Raw genomic sequence first — 19,470 nt, 5'->3', positions numbered from 1 at the left:
GTTCGATTTACTTTTGCGCCAGAGCACTTTACCATTCTGGCGCACAATTTCCCGTGCACCGACTTTCACGATCGCTTCCGTCCTTCAGGAGAGTGCATGTTTTATCCTATCGTCCGACCGGCGCTGTTTAAACTTGATCCCGAACGCGCACACGAACTCACCTTTCAGCAACTGCGTTTTATGAACGGCACCCCACTGGAGATGTTTTATCGCCAGAATCTGCCGTCGCGTCCGGTCACCTGTATGGGACTGACCTTTAAGAATGCCCTGGGCCTGGCGGCGGGTCTGGATAAGAACGCAGAGTGCATCGATGCGTTTGCGGCGATGGGCTTTGGCTTTGTTGAAGTCGGCACCGTCACGCCGCGCGCCCAGGTGGGGAACGATAAGCCACGCATGTTTCGTCTGGTGGAAGCGGGCGGAATTATCAATCGGATGGGGTTTAATAATCTGGGTGTTGATCACCTGGTTGAAAACGTGAAGAAAGCGCGCTTTAACGGCGTGCTGGGGATCAATATCGGTAAAAATAAAGATACGCCGGTCGAGCAGGGCAAAGATGATTATCTGATCTGCATGGAAAAGGTTTATGCCCACGCCGGTTATATCGCCATCAATATTTCCTCACCTAACACCCCAGGTTTACGTTCGCTGCAATATGGCGAGGCGCTGGATGATCTGCTTTCTTCCATCAAACAGAAACAAAAAGAGCTGGAACAGCGTCATCTGAAATATGTTCCGCTGGCCGTAAAAATTGCGCCCGATCTCTCTGAAGAAGAGTTAATTCAGGTCGCGGACAGTTTAATTCGTCATCAGATTGATGGCGTGATTGCCAGTAATACCACGCTCGATCGTTCGCTGGTGAGCGGTCTTAAGCATGCTGAAGAAGCGGGTGGGTTAAGTGGACGGCCAGTGCAGTCGCGCAGCACGGCGGTGATACAGCGCCTCTCTCAGGAACTGCAGGGACGGTTGCCGATTATTGGGGTAGGCGGGATCGATTCTCTGACGGCAGCGCGTGAAAAAATCGCCGCCGGGGCAACACTGGTTCAGATTTATTCAGGCTTTATTTATCAGGGGCCAGGCTTAATTAAAGATATCGTCACCCATCTCTAAGACAATTCTCACAATCATTGGCCAGGGGGTTTATTTATCCCCTCGGCTCGTTTATATTTTGTCCTGTTGCACGCTTTTTCAGCTTTTACTTATGTTTCTTTTTTCGCTGAATTCTGCGTGATTTTTGGCGCAGCGGTAAATACAGGGCACACGATGAAAATTAAACCCGATGATAACTGGCGTTGGTATTTTGACAACAGCCACGACCGAATGATGCTCGACCTGGCAGATGGTATGCTTTTTCGTTCCCGTTATTCCCGCAAGATGCTCACGCCGGATGCCTTCACTGAATCGGGTTTTTGTGTCGATGACGCCGCCCTTTATTACACCTTTGAAGAGACCTGCCGTCAGTGCAAACTCAGTGGCAGCCATCGCGCCGAACTGGTGTTAAATGCGCTGGTCGCTGCACGCTTCCTCAAGCCACTGATGCCGAAAAGCTGGCATTTCGCCTCTTATGCCCCGGCAATGCAGCCCCGTCCCGGTGAAATGGTACAGGTTACGCTGGCAGACGAGGGAACGCAGGCACGACTGCTGGTGGTTGAGAGTGGCGATAACGCGGCACTCTGCCTGCTGGCGCAGCCGGGATTGACGCTGGCCGGAAAAAACATGGTGCTCGGCGATGCCATCAAGGTGATGAACGATCGCCTGCAGCCCCTGTATCAGGATGTCGCGCCGCGCTACGCCCGCGCAGTCTGACTACCTTAGTTCTACATCGCCAGCCGGAATACAGCTGCAGCTCAACAGCGTGCCGTCCTGACGCAGGGCGCTCTGTTTCAGCGCCTTAACCTCACCCGCGACCAGACTCAGCTTGCAACTGCCGCACAGTCCCGCCCGACAGGAGTAGGGGATCCGGAAGCCCTGCATCTCCAGCTGATCCAGTAATACCTGTTGATTATCTCCGGTGAACGAATGCCCCTGAAACGTGATAGTCACGGCATCAGGCGCCTGCTGCTTTGGTTTCAGTGTTTCGACCACTTCACCGGCACCATAGCTGCGCGGTGCATGACGTTTCAGGACAATCATCTCATCACCAGCGCGCACCACCCCACTGTTGCGCGCCACTAAGTTCAGACCGAAATCAATATCCCCGCTGCCATCCAGGGCGGTGCGGAACGTCTGCAGCGTGGCCAGCGGATGACCGGCAGGATGCTTAACGCCGGTTTCGGTGCTGACAGTGGTGAGCACGCAGCGACTGCATGGCTTAGGAACCTCGAATATCACGTCGCCAATCTGAATCTCCGCCCAGCTGTCTTCATCCCATGCGGCAGCGCCGCTGACGACCAGATTCGGACGAAACTGTTCGGCACGGACGCTGGCCGGGCAGCGCTGTTGCAGATCATGCAGCGACGCGTTGTTGATCAGCAAAAACGGAAAGCCGTCGGCAAAGCTCAGCGGAATATGATTAAACGCTTTAACCCGGCGGCTGGGTTGCGGCCCGACCCAGCGCAACTGAACCTCACGCGGGAAGAACTGGCTCAGCCATTGGTTAATCGCAGGCGGCGCTATGCGCGCGGTGAAATGATTTCCCCAGACTTCGGTGGGGTGATCCTGCTCATCGAAATCGCTGAAGCGGATCAGGGAGTGACTGCCATCCGGGGCCGTCAGCAGCAGGCCATCCGGTAAAATCGCGGGCGTGAAGCGCACCATCTCCGGGTGCTGACGCGCGGTAATAAAGGTGCCATCAGGTTCGGTCACCATAAACAGACGATCAAATGCCAGTCCGCTGTCAGTGACCAGCGCGTGTGACAGCGCTAATCCCCGCATCGACTTCACAGGATGAATAAATAAGCGGGAAAGCGTGATCATGGTGTTCTCCTTGAACCCGACGCGCAGCACAAAAGAAGCTAACTTTATGACATAGGTCTCCGATTCGCTATAATGCGCGACAATTTTCTCAAGAGTTAAAAAGTGACGATATGAATTCTCTGTTTGCCAGCACGGCGCGTGGGCTCGAAGAGCTGTTAAAAAGTGAGCTGGACGCGCTGGGCGCGCAGGATTTGCAAGTAGTGCAGGGAGGCGTTCACTACGAAGCCGACGATCGCACCATGTACCAAAGCCTGATGTGGAGTCGTTTAGCATCACGCATCCTGTTGCCGCTGGGCGAGTTTGGCGTCTACAGCGATTTGGATCTCTATCTGGGTGTGCAGAGCGTGGACTGGCCGACGATGTTCGGCAGCGACAAAACCTTTGTTGTGCATTTCAGCGGCACAAACGATTCGATTCGTAACAGCCAGTTTGGTGCGCTGAAAGTTAAAGATGCCATCGTGGACAGCTTTACCCGTCAGAACCTCGAACGACCTAACGTCGATCGTGAGCAGGCAGATATCCGTGTCAACGTCTGGCTGAATGACGATCGCGCCAGCATTGCGCTGGATCTCAGCGGCAGCTCGCTGCATCAGCGTGGTTATCGCCAGCAGACCGGTCAGGCGCCGTTAAAAGAGACCCTGGCGGCGGCCATCGTGCTGCGTTCTGGCTGGGAGCCGACGACACCGCTGATCGATCCGATGTGTGGTTCCGGTACGCTGCTGATTGAAGCCGCACTGATTGCCTGCGATCGTGCGCCTGGCCTGCTGCGCAAGCACTGGGGCTTCACCGCCTGGAGCCAGTTTAACGCTGCGTTGTGGCAGGAGGTTAAAACTGAGGCGCAGAACCGTGCCCGCACTGGTACGGCTGCCACTCAGGCGCGCTTCTTTGGCTACGACAATAATGGTCGGGTGCTGGAGTGGGCGCAGGCGAATGCCCGCCGCGCTGGCGTCTTTGAACTTTTCACCTTCGGCCAGCAGGATCTGCTGAAGCTGACTAATCCGGTCGATCCGGCGGTTCACGGTACGGTGCTGAGTAATCCTCCTTACGGTGAACGTCTGGAGAGCGAGCCAGCCCTGATTGCGCTGCACAGCCAGCTCGGACGTCTGATGAAGCAGCATTTTGGCGGCTGGAACCTGTCGCTGTTCAGCGCCTCGCCAGAACTGCTGAGCTGCCTGCAGCTGCGTGCCGATCGCCAGTTTAAAGCGAAGAACGGTCCGCTGGATTGCGTGCAGAAAAACTATAAGCTGGCGGTTAACAGTCATGAAAGCGCCGGACAGATTGCGGAAGATTACGCTAACCGCCTGCGTAAAAACGTGAAGAAACTGGAGAAGTGGGCGCGTCAGGAAGGCATTGAATGCTACCGTATTTACGATGCCGATCTGCCAGACTACAACGTTGCTGTCGATCGCTATGGCGACTGGGTGATTATCCAGGAATATGCGCCACCGAAAACTATCGATCCTGATAAAGCGCGTCAGCGTCTGTTCGATGTCATCAGCGCGACGCTGAGCGTGCTGCAACTGCCTGCCGACCGTCTGATTATGAAAACGCGTGAACGCCAGAAAGGCAAAGCGCAGTATCAGAAGCTGAGCGAGAAGGGCGACTATTTGGAAGTTAAAGAGTTTAATGCGCGTTTCTGGGTGAATCTGACCGACTATCTCGATACCGGCCTGTTCCTCGATCACCGCATTGCCCGTAAAATGCTGGGCCAGATGAGTCAGGGCAAAGATTTCCTGAACCTGTTTGCCTATACCGGTACCGCCAGTGTGCATGCCGGTCTGGGTGGCGCGCGTTCAACCACTACGGTAGATATGTCGCGTACCTATCTGGAGTGGGCGGAGCGCAACCTGCGTCTTAACGGACTGACCGGGCGTCAGCACCGTCTGATGCAGGCGGACTGTCTGAGCTGGCTGAATGAGAGTGACGAGAACTTTGACCTGATCTTTATCGATCCGCCAACGTTTTCCAACTCAAAACGTATGGAAGAGAGCTTCGACGTTCAGCGCGATCATATGATGCTGATGCGTAACCTGAAGCGCCTGCTGCGTCGCGGCGGCACCATCATGTTCTCCAATAACAAACGCGGTTTCAAAATGGACATGGATGGCCTGAAATCACTGGGCCTGCAGGCGCAGGATATTACCCAGAAAACGCAGTCGCAGGACTTCGCGCGTAACCGTCAAATTCACAACTGCTGGCTGATCACTCACGCCGGTAAGGAATAAGCTTACATGTCATTAATCAGTATCCACGGCGCTTATCTCTCCTTCAGCGATGCGCCGCTGTTAGACAACACCGAACTGCACATCGAAGAGAACGAACGCGTCTGTCTGGTGGGCCGTAACGGTGCAGGTAAATCCACGCTGATGAAAATCATCAATGGCGAACAGCCACTGGATGATGGCCGCATTATTTATGAAACCGATCTGGTCGTGGCGCGTCTGCAACAGGATCCGCCGCGCAATATTACCGGTTCGGTGTATGACTTCGTGGCCGAGGGCGTTGAAGAGCAGGCTGAGCATCTGAAAGCCTATCACGCCATTTCCCATGTGGTGATGGAAGATCCCAGCGATAAAAACCTCAATGAGATGGCGCGTCTGCAGAGCATTCTCGACCACCAGAATCTGTGGCAGCTGGAGAGCCGCATCCATGACGTGCTGGAGCAGATTGGTCTGCAGCCCGATACCGAGCTGTCGTCGCTCTCGGGCGGCTGGCTGCGTAAAGCGGCGCTGGGTCGTGCGCTGGTGAGTAACCCGCGCGTCCTGATGCTGGATGAGCCAACCAACCACCTCGATATCGAAACCATCGACTGGCTGGAAACGTTCCTGAAGAACTTCACCGGCAGCATCATCTTTATTTCCCATGACCGTTCGTTTATCCGCAACATGGCGACGCGCATTGTCGATCTGGACCGTGGCAAGCTGGTCTCCTGGCCAGGCAACTACGATCTCTATCTGGAAGGCAAAGAGGAAGCGTTGCGCGTTGAAGAGATGCAGAACGCCGAATTCGACCGCAAACTGGCGCAGGAAGAGGTGTGGATCCGTCAGGGCATCAAAGCTCGTCGTACCCGCAACGAAGGCCGTGTGCGTGCGCTGAAAGCGCTGCGTCGTGAACATTCAGAACGCCGCGAAGTGATGGGCAAAGCCAACATGCAGGTGGGCGAAGCGTCCCGTTCCGGCAAGATTGTCTTTGAGCTGGAAAATGTCGACTACGCGGTCGATGGCAAAGTGCTGGTGAAGGACTTCTCAACCCAGGTTCAGCGTGGCGACAAAATTGCGCTGATCGGACCAAATGGCTGCGGGAAAACTACCTTACTACGCCTGATGCTGCAGCAGCTGAAAGCTGACCATGGTCGTGTGCATTCCGGCACCAAGCTGGAAGTAGCCTACTTTGACCAGCATCGCGCTGAACTGGATCCGGATCGCACCGTGATGGACAACCTGGCCGAAGGCAAGCAGGAAGTACTGGTCAACGGCAAACCGCGCCACGTACTGGGCTATCTGCAGGACTTCCTGTTCCATCCAAAACGTGCCATGACGCCGGTGCGCGCCCTTTCGGGCGGTGAACGTAACCGTCTGCTGCTGGCACGCCTGTTCCTGCGTCCCAGCAACCTGATGATTCTGGATGAACCGACTAACGACCTCGATGTCGAAACGCTGGAACTGCTGGAAGAGCTGATTGATGGTTATCAGGGCACCGTGTTACTGGTGAGCCACGATCGTCAGTTCGTCGATAATACCGTTACCGAGTGCTGGATTTTTGAAGGCAACGGTGAGATTGGTACCTTTGTTGGCGGTTATCACGATGCTCAGCAGCAGCGCGCCGCCTACCGGCAGCACAAGGCGGCAGCACCGGCGAAAGCGACGGGTAACGCCTCTAAGCCTGCAGCAGAGAAGGGTGATGCGAAGCGTAGCGTGAATAAACTCAGCTACAATCTGGCGCGTGAGCTGGAACAGCTGCCGCAAAAACTGGAGCAGCTGGAAGCGCGTATCGGAGAACTGCAGGCGAAGATGAGTCATCCCGACTTCTTCAGTCAGGCACACGATCAGACGCAACCGGTGCTGGATAATCTGGCTCAGACTGAGCAGGAGCTGGAAACCGCTTTTGCGCGCTGGGAAGAGCTAGAGTCACTGAAAAACGGCGCGTAGGGCAGGGCTAACGGATGTGTTCAGCAGTGAAAAGTAACGCGTGGATGCTCTGTCCACAATGCGATTTAATGATTAAGCTGCCGGACATTCCCGTTGGCAGCCGTGCGTCATGCCCGCGCTGCCACACCTCCCTGACGGCCAACTGGCACGAACCGCGTAAACGGCCAACGGGCTATGCGCTGGCAGCGCTGTTTATGCTGCTGCTGGCGAATCTGTTTCCTTTTGTCTCAATGAAGGTGGCCGGGCTGACCAGCCAGATCACCCTGGCGCAGATCCCTCAGGTGATGGTGACGGAAGATTACAGCAGTCTGGCGACGCTGTTCCTTCTCTTTGTGCAGGCGGTTCCGGCCTTCTGCATGATCACCATTATCCTTCTGGTCAATCGGGTCCCGTTGCCGACTGGACTCAAAACTGGTCTGGCACGTATTCTGTTTCAGCTGCGTAACTGGGGCATGGCAGAAATCTTTATGGCGGGCGTGCTGGTCAGTTTCGTCAAGCTGATGGCCTATGGCGAGATCGGCCTGGAGACCAGCTTCTGGCCGTGGGTTCTGTTCTGTCTGCTGCAGTTGCGGGCCTTTCAGTGCGTTGATCGACGCGGCTTGTGGGACAGTCTGTCACCCCGACCTGCACTGCCCCATCCGCCCGAAGTGGGCATCAGTGGTTTAGAGCAGGGTCTGCGCTCCTGTCCCTGCTGTACGGCCATTCTGCCGGAAGCAGAGCATAAGTGTCCCCGCTGCGGCGTCACGGCTGAGGCACGGCGTAAGCACAGCCTGCAGTGGACGCTGGCGCTGTTGTTCACCTCCATACTGCTTTATATCCCGGCCAACCTGTTGCCGATTATGGTGACGGAAACCCTCGGCACTGCCTATCCTTCCAATATCATGGCGGGGGTGATTGTGCTGTGGGGTGATGGCTCCTATCCGGTGGCGTTGGTGATCTTTATCGCCAGTATCATGGTGCCTACGCTGAAAATGCTGGCGATTGGCTGGCTTTGCTGGGATGCCAGCGGACGCGGACAGCGTGACAGCCACAGGATGCACAAAATTTATGAAGTGGTCGAATTTGTTGGCCGCTGGTCAATGATCGACGTGTTTGTTATTGCCGTGCTCTCTGCGCTGGTGCGCATGGGGCAATTAATGAATGTTTATCCCGCGTGGGGGGCAGTATTGTTTGCAATGGTGGTGATTATCACCATGATTGCTGCCATGACCTTTGACCCGCGATTAACCTGGGATCGTGTACGCGAAAACAATATGAAGGAGTCGCGCCTTGACGGAAACTAATCACGGCCATGCAAAGGTGGAACAGATTAAGCGCTGGTCGCCAGTCTGGATTGTCCCCATCGTTACGCTGTTAATCGGCGGATGGATCCTCTTTTATCACTTCAGCCATCAGGGGCCGGAAGTCACCCTCATCACCGAAAACGCCGAAGGCATTGTTGCGGGTAAAACCACGATTAAAAGCCGCAGTGTGGATGTCGGTGTGGTGGAAAGCGCGGTGTTAAGCGACGACCTTCACCATGTGGAAATCAAAGCGCGCCTGAATTCAGGCATGGAAAAACTGCTGCACAGCGACAGCGTTTTCTGGGTGGTGAAACCGCAGGTGGGTCGCGAAGGGATCAGCGGTCTCGGCACTCTGTTATCCGGTGCCTATATCGAATTACAGCCGGGCACTAAAAGCCAGGCACCCGAGCAGTTTAAGCTGCTGGATGCGCCGCCGTTAGCGCCACCGGATGCCAAAGGGATTCGCATCGTGCTGGACAGCAAGAAAGCGGGTCAGCTCAATCCGGGGGATCCGGTGCTGTTCCGTGGCTATCGCGTCGGTACGGTCGAGACCAGCGCTTTTGATACCGAAAAACGCATGATGACCTATCAGCTGTTCGTCGCTGCGCCTTACGATCGCCTGATTACAACCAACGTTCGCTTCTGGAAGGACAGCGGCATCGCCGTGGATATGTCCGCTTCAGGAATGCGGGTGGAAATGGGATCGCTGACCACGCTGTTCAGTGGCGGCGTCAGTTTTGACGTGCCGGATGGCTGGGAGCTGGGTCAGCCTGCGCAGAATAAGTCTGATTATCATCTGTTTGACGATCAGCGCAGCATTCAGGACTCGCTCTACACCAACCATATTGATTACCTGATGTTCTTCACCGACTCCATTCGTGGTCTGCAGGCGGGGGCGCCGGTTGAGTTCCGCGGCATTCGCCTGGGTACCGTCTCAGAAGCGCCATTGATGAAAGCCGGTCTGGACCAGGCGCTGAACAATGATTACCGCGTGCCGGTGCTGATTCGCATTGAGCCGGATCGCTTTATCAGCCGACTGGGTGAGAACTTCGATCTGCAACAGCATCTGCAGGATGGTAAAAAACGTGGCCTGCGTGCGACGCTGAAAACCGGTAGCCTGTTGTCGGGTGCGCTCTATGTCGATCTCGACTTCTATGACAATGCACCGCCTTACAAAGGGCCGCAGAAAGTCTCTGGCTATGAAGTTATCCCAACGGTCAGCGGTGGCCTGAGCCAGATTCAGCAGAAGCTGATGGCGGCGCTGGATAAGATTAACAGTCTGCCACTGAACGGTATGGTCAATGAAGCGACAGGTACGCTTAAAGAGAGCCAGAAAACGATGCGTGATCTGCAGCGCACCATCGACAACATCAACAAAGTCACCGCCAGTCCGGCTATGAAAACCCTGCCGGAAGACCTGCAGCAGACATTGCGCGAGCTGAACCGCAGCATGAAAGGCCTGCAGCCAGGCTCACCAGCCTACAGCAAGCTGGTGGGGGATATGCAGCGCCTGGATAAGGTTCTGCGTGAACTCCAGCCGGTGTTAAGAACGCTTAACACCAAGAGCAATGCGCTGGTATTTGAGGCAAAACCGGGACAGGATCCCCAGCCGAAGAGGGCGAAACAGTGAATAAAGGATTGATACTTTGTGCCGCGCTGGTGTTGAGTGCGTGCAGTAGCAGCGTTGACAATACCTGGTATCAGCTGCCCTCCGGGGCGGCTTCCATGCAGGTCAGCAGCAGCCAGCTGAATGAAGCGCAACCGATGTTGTGGGTGCAGCAGGTGACGGTGCCGGACTATCTGGCAGGCAATGGACTGGTTTATCAGACCAGCGATGTCAAATACGTTATCGCCGCGAATAATCTCTGGGCCAGCCCGCTCGATCAGCAGTTGCAGCAGACATTGATCACTAACCTGAGCAAGGCGCTGCCAGGCCGGCTGGTAGCCGGTTCACCTTTAGGCGCGCAGCACGATACGCTGAATGTGACCGTGACAGGCTTTCAGGGACGCTATGATGGCAAAGCAGTCGTCAGTGGCGAATGGACGCTGGAACATCAGGGCCGGCTGACCAAACAGGCGTTTAACCTGGTACTGCCGCAGACCGAAGATGGCTACGATGCGATGGTCAGAACGCTGGCGGCGGGCTGGCAACAGACAGCACAGAAGATTGCCAATAGCGTGGTTGCGTTAAATTAAGATTGATGTGAATAAATAAGCTAAGCCCCTGACCGATTGTCGTGCTTTATCGACAGAGGTCAGGGGCTTTTTTATTAGCTTAATCAGAAAGATAGTGTTGTCGCATGCATCACAGAACGTCATTATTTTTACCGATTAAGGTCACATTTATGACACTGGCATGAAGATTGGGCATTGATCTTTGGGTGCGCAGGAGGTAGAACATAAGGGTGGTTGAACATTAATTCACCACTTTTCTTTCCACCAGATTCCACAGACCTTACATGAGGGACACGGAGTATGAAGAGACAGAAACGAGACCGCCTCGAACGCGCCCATTCACGTGGTTATCAGGCAGGCATTACTGGACGCTCAAAAGAGATGTGTCCGTATCAGTTGATTGACGCTAAGTCTCACTGGTTGGGAGGTTGGCGACAAGCCATGGAGGACAGGTCGGTAGCTGCATAACCGGATGTCACTGAAAAGGGAATATAACCTCCGCCATGCGCGGAGGTTTTTGTTTCCGGGGGAAACACTTAGAAAGCGGCGGTATCTTTAAACAGGCCGACTTTAAGATCGCTGGCGGTATAGATCAGATTACCGTCAACCAGCACTTCACCATCTGCCACACCCATAACCAGTTTGCGGTTAATAACGCGTTTGAAGTGAATGCGGTAAGTCACTTTCTTCGCATCTGGCAGGACCTGACCGGTGAATTTCACTTCACCCACGCCCAGCGCACGACCTTTACCTTCGCCGCCCAGCCAGCCCAGATAGAAACCAACCAGCTGCCACATGGCATCAAGGCCCAGACAACCCGGCATCACAGGATCGCCTATAAAGTGACAGCCGAAGAACCAGAGATCAGGATTGATATCCAGCTCCGCTTCAACAAAGCCTTTGTCATATTTGCCGCCGTCTTCGGTCATTTTGACCACGCGGTCCATCATCAGCATGTTGCCGGATGGAAGCGGCGGACCATTTTCGCCAAACAGTTCACCACGACCTGACAGAATCAGATCTTCTTTGGTATAGGATTCGCGTTTATCTACCATGTTTTCAATAAGCCTTGTTTTAGTGAATCACGAATATTAGCGAACAGTTGTACGCTGAGCAAATCGGATTAACGGTGGTTGAACCAGTTAAGCCAGCGCAGCGCCCAGGGACGTTGCGGACCGTCCGGCTGGTTGAACAGGCTAATGCGTTCCTGGATGGTATTCAGCAGGCAGTCGCCCAGGCCATCCTCGGTACTCCAGATTTTACCGGTCAGCAGCGGTAGCGCTTCATCGGCACGGTCAATTGCCCAGATATGGAAATGACCCTGTTCAACCGCACTGACAACCGCCTGGCTGAGGCTGAGATGACGGACATTGCTGGCGGGAATAATCACACCCTGCTGACCTGTCAGTTCTCGCTGATGGCAGATATCAAAGAAGCCTTCGATTTTCTCGTTCAGTCCGCCCACCGGTTGTACGTTGCCGAACTGATCAACCGAGCCGGTCACCGCAATTTGCTGATTGATGGGCTGATTAGCCAGCGCGCTGATTAAGGCACAGAGTTCAGCCAGCGAAGCGCTATCACCATCCACCTCGGAGTAAGATTGCTCAAAGACCATTGAGGCCGAGAAGGGCAGTTGCTGATCGAGTTCCAGCTCGGCAATCAGGTAAGCCTGCATAATCATCATGCCTTTGGCATGAATATTACCGCCCAGCTCCGCTTTACGCTCGATATCCATGAATTCGCCATCGCCGGGATGTACCACGCAGGTAATACGCGATGGATCGCCCCAGGCACGGGGATGGCCTGGATATTCAACGACCGACAGGCCATTAATCTGACCAACCACTTCGCCTTCGGTTTCAATCAGAATCTGTCGCAGCAGGATCTCGTCACGCATCCGCTCATTAAGATAATTCTCGCGCCACAAACGCGCTTCCAGCGCATCACGCAGCGCTTCAGCGTTCAGTTCATCGCCCATCAGGGCCGATTCGCGCATCTGGCGTTGTAGCCAGCGGGGGCAGAGTGGCAGCGTCTCCTGATCGCCGCTGTAGCGGACGCCTTCTTTAATCAGTTCTGGCCAGAAGTCCGCTTCCGGCAGGGGCAGACCCGCCTGTTGCGCCAGTTCGATGTTCCAGCGACACCAGGCAAGCATGTCATCTTCATCCAGAATCTGAATATTCTCTTCAAATTCAGTATAGATGGCCATTTCGTGAGCTTCGGGATCCAGCTCCTGAAATTCTGCCAGCGCTTCCCGATCGCCACACAGGACCAGTTTCAGATTGAGCGGCAAGGGAGGAATCGAGACTGGCAGCGGCCGGCGTTCATCCTGAGATGTCCACTCAACATAGCCCTGCTCAACACACTTCTTCAGGCGTAACCAGAGAATCGGCTGCGTCATCAGGCTACGCAGGGAAAGCAGCAGCGTGCCGCCATTAGCACGATGGATCAGGCCCGGTTCCAGCTGGATGCGATCTTTATACTGGCGCACGCAGCCAAACAATTGCTCCATCTCAGTCCATTCAGCAAAGTGAATACCACCCTGACTGGTGAATGGGCGTTGAGGATCGGAGGGGGGCTGGAGCGTGACGTTGTCGGCCATGATATGGTAATCACCGCCGAATAGAGTGGTACTGTCGGCCATAACCCGCTCTGCGGCCTGGGCAATGAATGTCAGATAATCGCGATTCTCCTGGCTACGAACCAGCAGTAACGGGAACCCCTGCGTCTGATGGTGTAAGTGCGCCAGTGCATTCAGCAACCGGGGCTGTACCGTTGCCAGAGCATCAGTTTCTTCATCAGCAATTCGGGAGAAAACGGATTGGTATTGCGCGCTATCTGGCTGTAAGGTCTGCCACGTAAGTTGAGTGCTGGTCAAAATAATCGCATTTGTCTGTTTTAAGAAAAGCGAGATTATACAGGATTCACCCTTGTTAAGCACTGCAGACTTCCTGTTGAAGATGTGATGGTGACAGCATGTTTTTCGTTGCTGCATCCGGGAAAAAAGCTGTTATTCTTAGTTCGTTACGTGATCACGATGAGATTCCGATGAAATACCAGCAACTCGAAAATCTTGAATGTGGATGGAAGTGGAAATACCTGGTGAAAAAACATCGGGAAGGTGAACTGATCACGCGTCACCTTGAGTTAAGCGCGGCGCAGGCAGCAGTGGATAAGCTGCTGGCAATGGAAAATAATCCGGTTACAGTGAATGAATGGATCGCAGAACATATTCATGCTGATCTGGATAACCGACTGAAGCAGACCATCCGTGCCCGACGAAAACGCCATTTCAACGCTGAACATCAGCATACGCGAAAAAAATCGATAGACCTGGAATATCTGGTCTGGCAGCGACTGGCAGGTCTGGCACAGCGGCGCGGCTGCACGCTCTCTGAAACGATTGTTCAGCTGATAGAAGATGCAGAACGTAAAGAGAAATATGCCACTCAGATGTCGAGCCTGAAGCAGGATTTGCAGGCGATTCTGGGTAACTCCGGTTCAGAGAGCGAATAATCGGAATCGGGCAGGGCAATCAGAGCCTTCATCTCTCAGTCCGGTTTTATTACCGGCATAAAAAAACCCCGCCTTAGCGGGGTTTTTTATTACGTATAAACTTAAGCCTGTGGCTGAGTTACAACGTCTTTGATACCTTTAACGTCGATTTCTACACGACGGTCCGGCGCCAGGCAGTCGATCAGGGCATTACGGCCTTTCACGCTGTCACAGGTGTTGCCGGTAACTGGGTTAGATTCACCCATGCCACGTGCAGAGATCTTGTTGGAAGGAATACCTTTAGATACCAGGTAATCTACGACTGACTGAGCACGTTTCTCAGACAGTTTCTGGTTGTACTGCTCTGAACCGATGCGATCGGTGAAGCCCAGTACGACAACGGAACCATCTTTAGGATCCATTGAGCTCAGCTGGCTGTACAGCTGATCCAGAGCCTGCTGGCCTTCTGGCTTCAGGGTAGATTTGTTGAAGGTGAACAGAACGTCAGACTTCAGAGTGAAACGCTTGGTTTCAACAACTGGAGCTGGTGCTGGAGCCGGAGCTGGCGCCGGAGCAGCGACGTCATCCTGACCGAAGCGGTATGAAACGCCTACGCTCAGCATGCCGTTGTCTGGACGAGTACCAACGGTCTGTGCATCACCGATGTTGTTAACCCACTGGTAATCCAGACGGGTAGCCCAGTTTTTGGTCAGCGCATATTCAACACCAACAGCAGCCAGCGGAGATACGCCGGTGTCGTGGTCGCTGATGCGGCCAGTAGTTGGGTTAGTCTGCGTTGAGTCTGCACGCCATACCATGCCGCCCAGACGAGTATACACGTCCAGATCGTCATAGATTGGGTAGCTCAGTTTAGCAGCCAGCTGAACGCCCTGTGCTTTGAATGCGCCGTTAGTCACGTTGCCTTTGTTAGGCATGCGACCCAGCCAGTCATAGCCCAGCTCGAAGCCCAGGTATGGATTTGCCTGGTAACCAACGAATGCACCTGCACCCAGCTGGCTTTCATGAGTTGGACCGTCATTGTTTTCGTAACCGTTACCGTAGTAACCAGTGTCGTGATACTGAGACCAGCCCAGTTTAGCACCGGTGTACCAGGTGTCATCTTTCGGAGCGGCCTGCGCTACGGTAGCGAAGCCAGCCAGTGCCACTGCAATTGCGATAGCTGTCTTTTTCATTTTGCGCCTCGTTATCATCCAAATAGGCAATGAGCAAAAAGGTTGCTCTTGGTTTAAATCCTTCGCCGGGTCAAAACGCTCGCTTATGACTCTACCGCAAAAAACGGAGGTTATTGAGCACCCTGGCGAGCTAAAGTCTACAACGAGATTGGAAACTTACAAGTATGATGTGAGGCGCTTATGTAAAAAAACAGCGATTTATACACAATTTCTAACAATTAGGCTGGTCTTATTGCCGCGGCAAAAAGCCCTAAAAACTTGCTAAACCATTGTCAACGCTCGAACTAACAGAATCAGTGGTTTAGCTGCGACAGATAAGAAAAATAGCTTGGGAAACTTCTGATTTTTACTTAATGAAACAAATCCGACTGAATTTTTATCGCAGTTTGCGGTCTGAGAGGCGCTTCTGATGTCCCGCTTGCACGCAAAATCAATCCTAACGCTTCACCCTCTGCCGCCGCATTTTCAAGTTGACGTCGTTCATCTTCGTCAAGATCGTAAGGAATCCATGCCAGAACGACACTGTAATTTCCTGTACGCAATGCTTTAACCATCGCTTCAACCGCATTCAGACGTTCAGAATCGGCGATATGCATACTTTTATCCAGTGGTAATCCTGATTCCTGCAGCCAGGTGCGATTCAGTTTATATGCCGGTGTTAACCACAACTGCCAGCGTGATTGCTGACTCAGCTGCTGCAATAAAGGCAACAGCAACATCTGCATCATACCGGGCTGTTCGCTGTAGCGTAACTCAGTAATTCCACCGCCCTGAGAGGCCGGAACGGAAGAGGACGCATAATGATGAGCATAGCGTGCATTATTAGGATGTTGTGTTCGCATAAGTTAATCACCAGCAGTGGACTGTATGAATATACAGTACTGTCATCCTGGATAAAGATCAACCCAAATTTCTGAAAACGCCTCGCAAAATCGCGACAAGATTAGTTGAAACGCTATTTATTAATTGAACCCGTTGACGCTTTTTTTTATCTTCTAATTACCTGATACCCAAGGTAATTTATGATATATTTCTTACATGGAGGTGGTGCAATGAAAAAGGTGAATCCGGTTGTAGAGCGCTCCAGAGCGCGCCTGGCCCCATTAGGAACAATAGAGTCGCGCACCCAGTTCGGAGGCTATGCCCTGGCTGTAGAAAGTGTGGTTTTTGCCTTAATTAATAAAGACGAACTCTATCTGCGTGCCAGTGAGCCTCTGCGGGAATACCTTACAGATCGTCCGCTGCAACCCCTGATTTTTCGCAAGCGGGGCAAGCTGGTGAGTCTCAATTACTTTCGGGTCGATGAGGCGTTGTGGCGCGACCCTGACCATCTGCTGGCGCTCTCTGCTGCCTCTTTAGAAACGGCGCAGCTGGAGTTGCAGGACCGACAATCCTCACCGCGGTTAAAAGATCTGCCAAATCTCAGCGTACGTATGGAGATGATGCTGTACGAGGCGGGCGTCATGAGCGTCAATCATCTCTACCAGATGGGGGCTAAACAGTGCTGGCTGAAGCTTAAAGCGATCAACCAGCACGTTGGGTTCCAGACATTACTTGCGCTGCAGGGGGCGATCACGGGCCACCATGCCGCCGCGCTGCCGCAGGCGACACGGGCGGAGCTGAATGCGTGGTTCCAGCGCACGCTTTTATCAAACCCCAATCTCAGAAGCGGCGAAGGCTAATCAGTGATTAGCGTGCGGCGCAGGCGAGCCACATCGGGCATTAATGCCACCAGCAGACCGAGTTGCTGGAGCACCAGCGGCGCACGCGTATCCGCATCTGCGGCCAGCTGGCTGATTCGCTGAGCCAGTTGATGGCGCATCGTTTCTACGTGCTCATCGCTGACAACTTCCGTCTGCAGCACATCCTCCACATAGCAAACCGTATCATCCAGCAATGTCAGCAGTTCGGGTGCGGTAATTTTATCGCGGTGAGCGCCCAGCGCAGAAATGTAACTCAGAAACGAATGGTTGGAGCAAAGCAGCTGAAAAGCCGAATCGCGCAGCTTCTGGCTGGTGCGACTTTCACTGCTCATGTTTGAGACCACTGACGCCAGTTCAGCATCCGCGTTATGCGCATCACGCCGTGCAATGCGATAGGCGAGACGGTTATCTTTGCCCTGATGATATTGCTCCATGATCGCGTCCAGATAGCGGCAATTCGCTTTCAGCGTTCGTTCTGCCACGGCAGGTAACTGACGAAAGCGCCAGTCTGGCCAGATAAACGCGACAGCCAGCCAGGCCAGCCCACAGCCCAGTAGGGTATCCACTACCCGCGGCAGGGCAACTTCAAATCCTTCACCCAGCAGGTTAAAGCAGAGCAGCACCAGCAGAGTGATAAACAGCGTGGCCTGTGCATACTGCACCTGCCTGAAAGCGAAGAACAGGACGCCCGTGATCACTATCAGGATTAACTGACCTTCAATCGAAGGCACCAGCCATAAAACGGGCAGACCAATCGCAATCCCCGCCAGCGTTCCGCCGATGCGCAAGGCCAGTCGTCGCTGCGTTGCATTGTAGTTGGGCTGGCAGACAAACAGGCTGGTCAGCAAAATCCAGTATCCCCGCTCCAGCCCGGTTACCTGAATAAAACCATATCCAATACAGAGCACCACAGACATGCGAACCGCATGCCGGAACAGCGCCGATTCGGGAGAGAGGTGGCGGCTGAAGCGCAGCCGGATATCACTCCAGCCACTCAATCCTTCGCGTGACAGCAGATTGTCACTGTGCTGAGGATCTTCACCGGCCAGCGTCTGTTCTGATTCGATCGAAGCAAGCTGTGCGTCGATGGCGCGCAGGTTGCGCAGCAGCCAGAAAAGAGCACGGGTATGCGTAGCGTCAGGATCATGCTGCTCCAGACGTTCTATCGCTTTCTGTAATCGTTCAAATGCACGCTCAAAACGGCTGTCATGCACCCACCTTTGACGCATCAGAATGCAATGTGCCAGCTGGCGACAGGCCTGAGCCTGCATATTCAGCAGACGCTGAAAGCGAAACAGAATTTCGTTGTAGCGCCAGTCGCCGCGCAGCAGATGATATTGCAGATGGGAAGAGCTGGCCCGTTCATGAATATCCTGCGCCACAAAGTAGTAGTGCAGACTACGGCGGGTGCCGCGCGACCCGCGATCGCCGCGCAGACGACTCTGCAGTGTGGTCTTGGTCAGATTCAGTTGCGCCACTAACTGGCTGTTGACCATCGCCGCATCGATAAACGCGGCATCATCCTGATCGCCCGCATCCGGATCGAAAAGGTTCGCTTTGGCATCAAGGTAACGCGCCAGTTGTGAAAAACTCCCGGCCAGCTGTTCCTGCACCGGCCGGACCGGAAACATCAGATGGCCCAGTAATGTCAGCAGGTTGTACCACAGCGCGCCGACCAGCAGCAGCATCGGCTGCATATACCACTGGCTGAACAGTCCAATGCCGAGCATGGTATAGACCGCAATCAGCAGAGCACCAAAGGCGATAGTCGCATAGCGCTGGCCAAGGGCGCCCAGCAGAATAAAGCCCCAGGTCGAGATTGCCAGCCCGATAATAAAGGCGAACGGATAGGGAAACAGTAACTCGACTGAAACCGAGGCGATGCAGAAGCAGAGCAGGGTAATCAGCAGATTCTTCAGGCGACCGGCCAGGCGATCATCAAGATCGGCCAGCGCAGCAGCGACCACGCCCAGGGTCAGAGGGATCGTCCACTCAATCTGATGCAGCCACCAGGGAATGGCGGCGCAGCCACTCAGTGCAAACAGGATCCGCAGCAGATAGCGCCACGTACTGTTAAACAGATATTTGCGCCAGCCTGGCACGGCATCCGACATCATATTAATAGCGGCGGGCATTGGCTTCGCGCGCGGCGCGCGCCTCTTCCACTGATACCACCCTGCGGCCAACCGGCCAGAGCGCGATAGCGGCGATCTTAAAGTTCGCAATCCCTACCGGAATACCGATGATACTGATGCACTGCACAATCCCCACGGAGATGTGCGAAAGGCAGAGCCACCAGCCAAAGAAAACCAGCCAGAAGATATTCAGAAAGGTGCCGCCGGTATTCAGAATATGACTCTTACTTTCCGGACGCAGCACATCAACATGCACCGCCTCGTTGCCAAACGGCAGCAGCGAGAGTTTGGTGATTTCCCAGCAGGAGCGGGTCAGCGGCAGAGTAAAAATCAGCACGATGCTGATTAACGTGGCAAACAGCCAGCTCAGGGTGGTGAAAAAACCGCCCAGAACAAAATTAAGAATATTTAAAACGGTGCGCATGATC

General features: G+C 54.1%; 17 protein-coding genes. 10 read left to right on the top strand and 7 right to left on the bottom strand.

What is annotated here, in order from left to right; genetic code table 11:
* The first annotated feature begins 96 nt into the window (after nt 1-96).
* On the top strand, nt 97-1,107 hold the full coding sequence (gene pyrD / locus ACO6VX_RS07815) for a quinone-dependent dihydroorotate dehydrogenase (protein ID WP_062757339.1): 1,011 nt from the start codon (nt 97-99) through the stop codon (nt 1,105-1,107).
* Between the two features lie 153 nt (nt 1,108-1,260).
* Entirely contained in the window at nt 1,261-1,803 is a 543-nt protein-coding gene (locus ACO6VX_RS07810; RefSeq protein ID WP_022625930.1) for a cell division protein ZapC, read from the top strand.
* Here ACO6VX_RS07810 and ACO6VX_RS07805 read toward each other — a convergent pair whose 3' ends face one another.
* Nucleotides 1,804-2,913 carry a YcbX family protein gene (locus ACO6VX_RS07805; protein WP_307617929.1) on the bottom strand — a complete coding sequence of 370 codons (1,110 nt, stop codon included), beginning with the start codon at nt 2,911-2,913 and terminating at the stop codon, nt 1,804-1,806.
* A gap of 110 nt (nt 2,914-3,023) precedes the next feature.
* On the opposite strand from ACO6VX_RS07805, the gene rlmKL reads away from it, so the two are divergent.
* The 6 genes from rlmKL (at nt 3,024) to rmf (ending at nt 10,987) form a co-directional block, all read left to right on the top strand.
* A complete protein-coding gene (gene rlmKL, locus ACO6VX_RS07800) occupies nt 3,024-5,138 on the top strand; it encodes a bifunctional 23S rRNA (guanine(2069)-N(7))-methyltransferase RlmK/23S rRNA (guanine(2445)-N(2))-methyltransferase RlmL (RefSeq protein WP_422458047.1) in 2,115 nt (704 codons plus the stop codon).
* 6 nt (nt 5,139-5,144) lie between these two features.
* Nucleotides 5,145-7,061, top strand: coding sequence for an ABC transporter ATP-binding protein (locus ACO6VX_RS07795; protein WP_031592840.1), 1,917 nt, complete (start codon nt 5,145-5,147; stop codon nt 7,059-7,061).
* 14 nt (nt 7,062-7,075) lie between these two features.
* A complete protein-coding gene (gene pqiA, locus ACO6VX_RS07790; protein ID WP_010669781.1) occupies nt 7,076-8,344 on the top strand; it encodes a membrane integrity-associated transporter subunit PqiA in 1,269 nt (422 codons plus the stop codon).
* Complete coding sequence (gene pqiB / locus ACO6VX_RS07785; RefSeq protein WP_010255015.1) at nt 8,331-9,974, top strand: intermembrane transport protein PqiB; 1,644 nt, start codon at nt 8,331-8,333, stop codon at nt 9,972-9,974. Before pqiA ends, pqiB begins: the two co-directional genes overlap by 14 nt.
* On the top strand, nt 9,971-10,540 hold the full coding sequence (pqiC, locus tag ACO6VX_RS07780; RefSeq protein WP_022625928.1) for a membrane integrity-associated transporter subunit PqiC: 570 nt from the start codon (nt 9,971-9,973) through the stop codon (nt 10,538-10,540). Before pqiB ends, pqiC begins: the two co-directional genes overlap by 4 nt.
* 279 nt (nt 10,541-10,819) lie before the next feature.
* A complete protein-coding gene (gene rmf / locus ACO6VX_RS07775) occupies nt 10,820-10,987 on the top strand; it encodes a ribosome modulation factor (protein WP_008925875.1) in 168 nt (55 codons plus the stop codon).
* Nucleotides 10,988-11,055: 68 nt separating this feature from the next.
* On the opposite strand, the gene fabA is transcribed toward rmf, so the two are convergent.
* The gene (fabA, locus tag ACO6VX_RS07770; protein WP_009091047.1) at nt 11,056-11,574 is read right to left on the bottom strand and encodes a bifunctional 3-hydroxydecanoyl-ACP dehydratase/trans-2-decenoyl-ACP isomerase; all 519 of its coding nucleotides are present in this window, start codon (nt 11,572-11,574) and stop codon (nt 11,056-11,058) included.
* A 68-nt stretch (nt 11,575-11,642) separates the two neighbouring features.
* Complete coding sequence (locus tag ACO6VX_RS07765) at nt 11,643-13,511, bottom strand: AAA family ATPase (protein ID WP_111533592.1); 1,869 nt, start codon at nt 13,509-13,511, stop codon at nt 11,643-11,645.
* A gap of 53 nt (nt 13,512-13,564) precedes the next feature.
* Between ACO6VX_RS07765 and matP the strand changes: the two genes are divergently transcribed.
* On the top strand, nt 13,565-14,032 hold the full coding sequence (gene matP / locus ACO6VX_RS07760) for a macrodomain Ter protein MatP (RefSeq protein WP_138919647.1): 468 nt from the start codon (nt 13,565-13,567) through the stop codon (nt 14,030-14,032).
* Between the two features lie 101 nt (nt 14,033-14,133).
* Here the strand turns inward: matP and ompA are convergent, their stop codons facing one another.
* Both ompA and sulA read right to left on the bottom strand, forming a co-directional pair.
* Nucleotides 14,134-15,204, bottom strand: a complete 1,071-nt coding sequence (ompA, locus tag ACO6VX_RS07755) for a porin OmpA (RefSeq protein ID WP_010255028.1) — start codon at nt 15,202-15,204, stop codon at nt 14,134-14,136.
* A 350-nt stretch (nt 15,205-15,554) separates the two neighbouring features.
* Nucleotides 15,555-16,046, bottom strand: a complete 492-nt coding sequence (sulA, locus tag ACO6VX_RS07750; RefSeq protein WP_022625926.1) for an SOS-induced cell division inhibitor SulA — start codon at nt 16,044-16,046, stop codon at nt 15,555-15,557.
* 210 nt (nt 16,047-16,256) lie between these two features.
* Here sulA and ACO6VX_RS07745 point away from each other — a divergent pair, with 210 nt between their 5' ends.
* The gene (locus tag ACO6VX_RS07745) at nt 16,257-16,886 is read left to right on the top strand and encodes a TfoX/Sxy family DNA transformation protein (protein ID WP_022625925.1); all 630 of its coding nucleotides are present in this window, start codon (nt 16,257-16,259) and stop codon (nt 16,884-16,886) included.
* Here the strand turns inward: ACO6VX_RS07745 and yccS are convergent.
* Both yccS and ACO6VX_RS07735 read right to left on the bottom strand, forming a co-directional pair.
* Nucleotides 16,883-19,042, bottom strand: a complete 2,160-nt coding sequence (gene yccS, locus ACO6VX_RS07740; protein WP_187494374.1) for a YccS family putative transporter — start codon at nt 19,040-19,042, stop codon at nt 16,883-16,885. The two genes, ACO6VX_RS07745 and yccS, sit on opposite strands and share 4 nt — an antisense overlap.
* Nucleotides 19,026-19,466 carry a YccF domain-containing protein gene (locus ACO6VX_RS07735; RefSeq protein ID WP_167429951.1) on the bottom strand — a complete coding sequence of 147 codons (441 nt, stop codon included), beginning with the start codon at nt 19,464-19,466 and terminating at the stop codon, nt 19,026-19,028. The genes yccS and ACO6VX_RS07735 overlap by 17 nt, the downstream gene beginning before the upstream one ends.
* Nucleotides 19,467-19,470: the final 4 nt, after the last annotated feature.

The organism is Pantoea sp. BJFS-204 (assembly GCF_049310725.1).
GTDB lineage: Bacteria > Pseudomonadota > Gammaproteobacteria > Enterobacterales > Enterobacteriaceae > Pantoea > Pantoea agglomerans.
Note: the sequence above shows the minus strand (reverse complement) of the source record. Positions and strands in the feature narration are given on the sequence as shown.

Bases quoted from the DNA above. Each gene is read 5' to 3' on its own strand.
- pyrD (WP_062757339.1), top strand. From the start codon at position 97: ATGTTTTATCCTATCGTCCGACCGGCGCTGTTTAAACTTGATCCCGAA.
- ACO6VX_RS07810 (WP_022625930.1), top strand. From the start codon at position 1,261: ATGAAAATTAAACCCGATGATAACTGGCGTTGGTATTTTGACAACAGC.
- ACO6VX_RS07805 (WP_307617929.1), bottom strand. From the start codon at position 2,913: ATGATCACGCTTTCCCGCTTATTTATTCATCCTGTGAAGTCGATGCGG.
- rlmKL (WP_422458047.1), top strand. From the start codon at position 3,024: ATGAATTCTCTGTTTGCCAGCACGGCGCGTGGGCTCGAAGAGCTGTTA.
- ACO6VX_RS07795 (WP_031592840.1), top strand. From the start codon at position 5,145: ATGTCATTAATCAGTATCCACGGCGCTTATCTCTCCTTCAGCGATGCG.
- pqiA (WP_010669781.1), top strand. From the start codon at position 7,076: ATGTGTTCAGCAGTGAAAAGTAACGCGTGGATGCTCTGTCCACAATGC.
- rmf (WP_008925875.1), top strand. From the start codon at position 10,820: ATGAAGAGACAGAAACGAGACCGCCTCGAACGCGCCCATTCACGTGGT.
- fabA (WP_009091047.1), bottom strand. From the start codon at position 11,574: ATGGTAGATAAACGCGAATCCTATACCAAAGAAGATCTGATTCTGTCA.
- ACO6VX_RS07765 (WP_111533592.1), bottom strand. From the start codon at position 13,511: ATGCAGCAACGAAAAACATGCTGTCACCATCACATCTTCAACAGGAAG.
- matP (WP_138919647.1), top strand. From the start codon at position 13,565: ATGAAATACCAGCAACTCGAAAATCTTGAATGTGGATGGAAGTGGAAA.
- ompA (WP_010255028.1), bottom strand. From the start codon at position 15,204: ATGAAAAAGACAGCTATCGCAATTGCAGTGGCACTGGCTGGCTTCGCT.
- sulA (WP_022625926.1), bottom strand. From the start codon at position 16,046: ATGCGAACACAACATCCTAATAATGCACGCTATGCTCATCATTATGCG.
- ACO6VX_RS07745 (WP_022625925.1), top strand. From the start codon at position 16,257: ATGAAAAAGGTGAATCCGGTTGTAGAGCGCTCCAGAGCGCGCCTGGCC.
- yccS (WP_187494374.1), bottom strand. From the start codon at position 19,042: ATGCCCGCCGCTATTAATATGATGTCGGATGCCGTGCCAGGCTGGCGC.
- ACO6VX_RS07735 (WP_167429951.1), bottom strand. From the start codon at position 19,466: ATGCGCACCGTTTTAAATATTCTTAATTTTGTTCTGGGCGGTTTTTTC.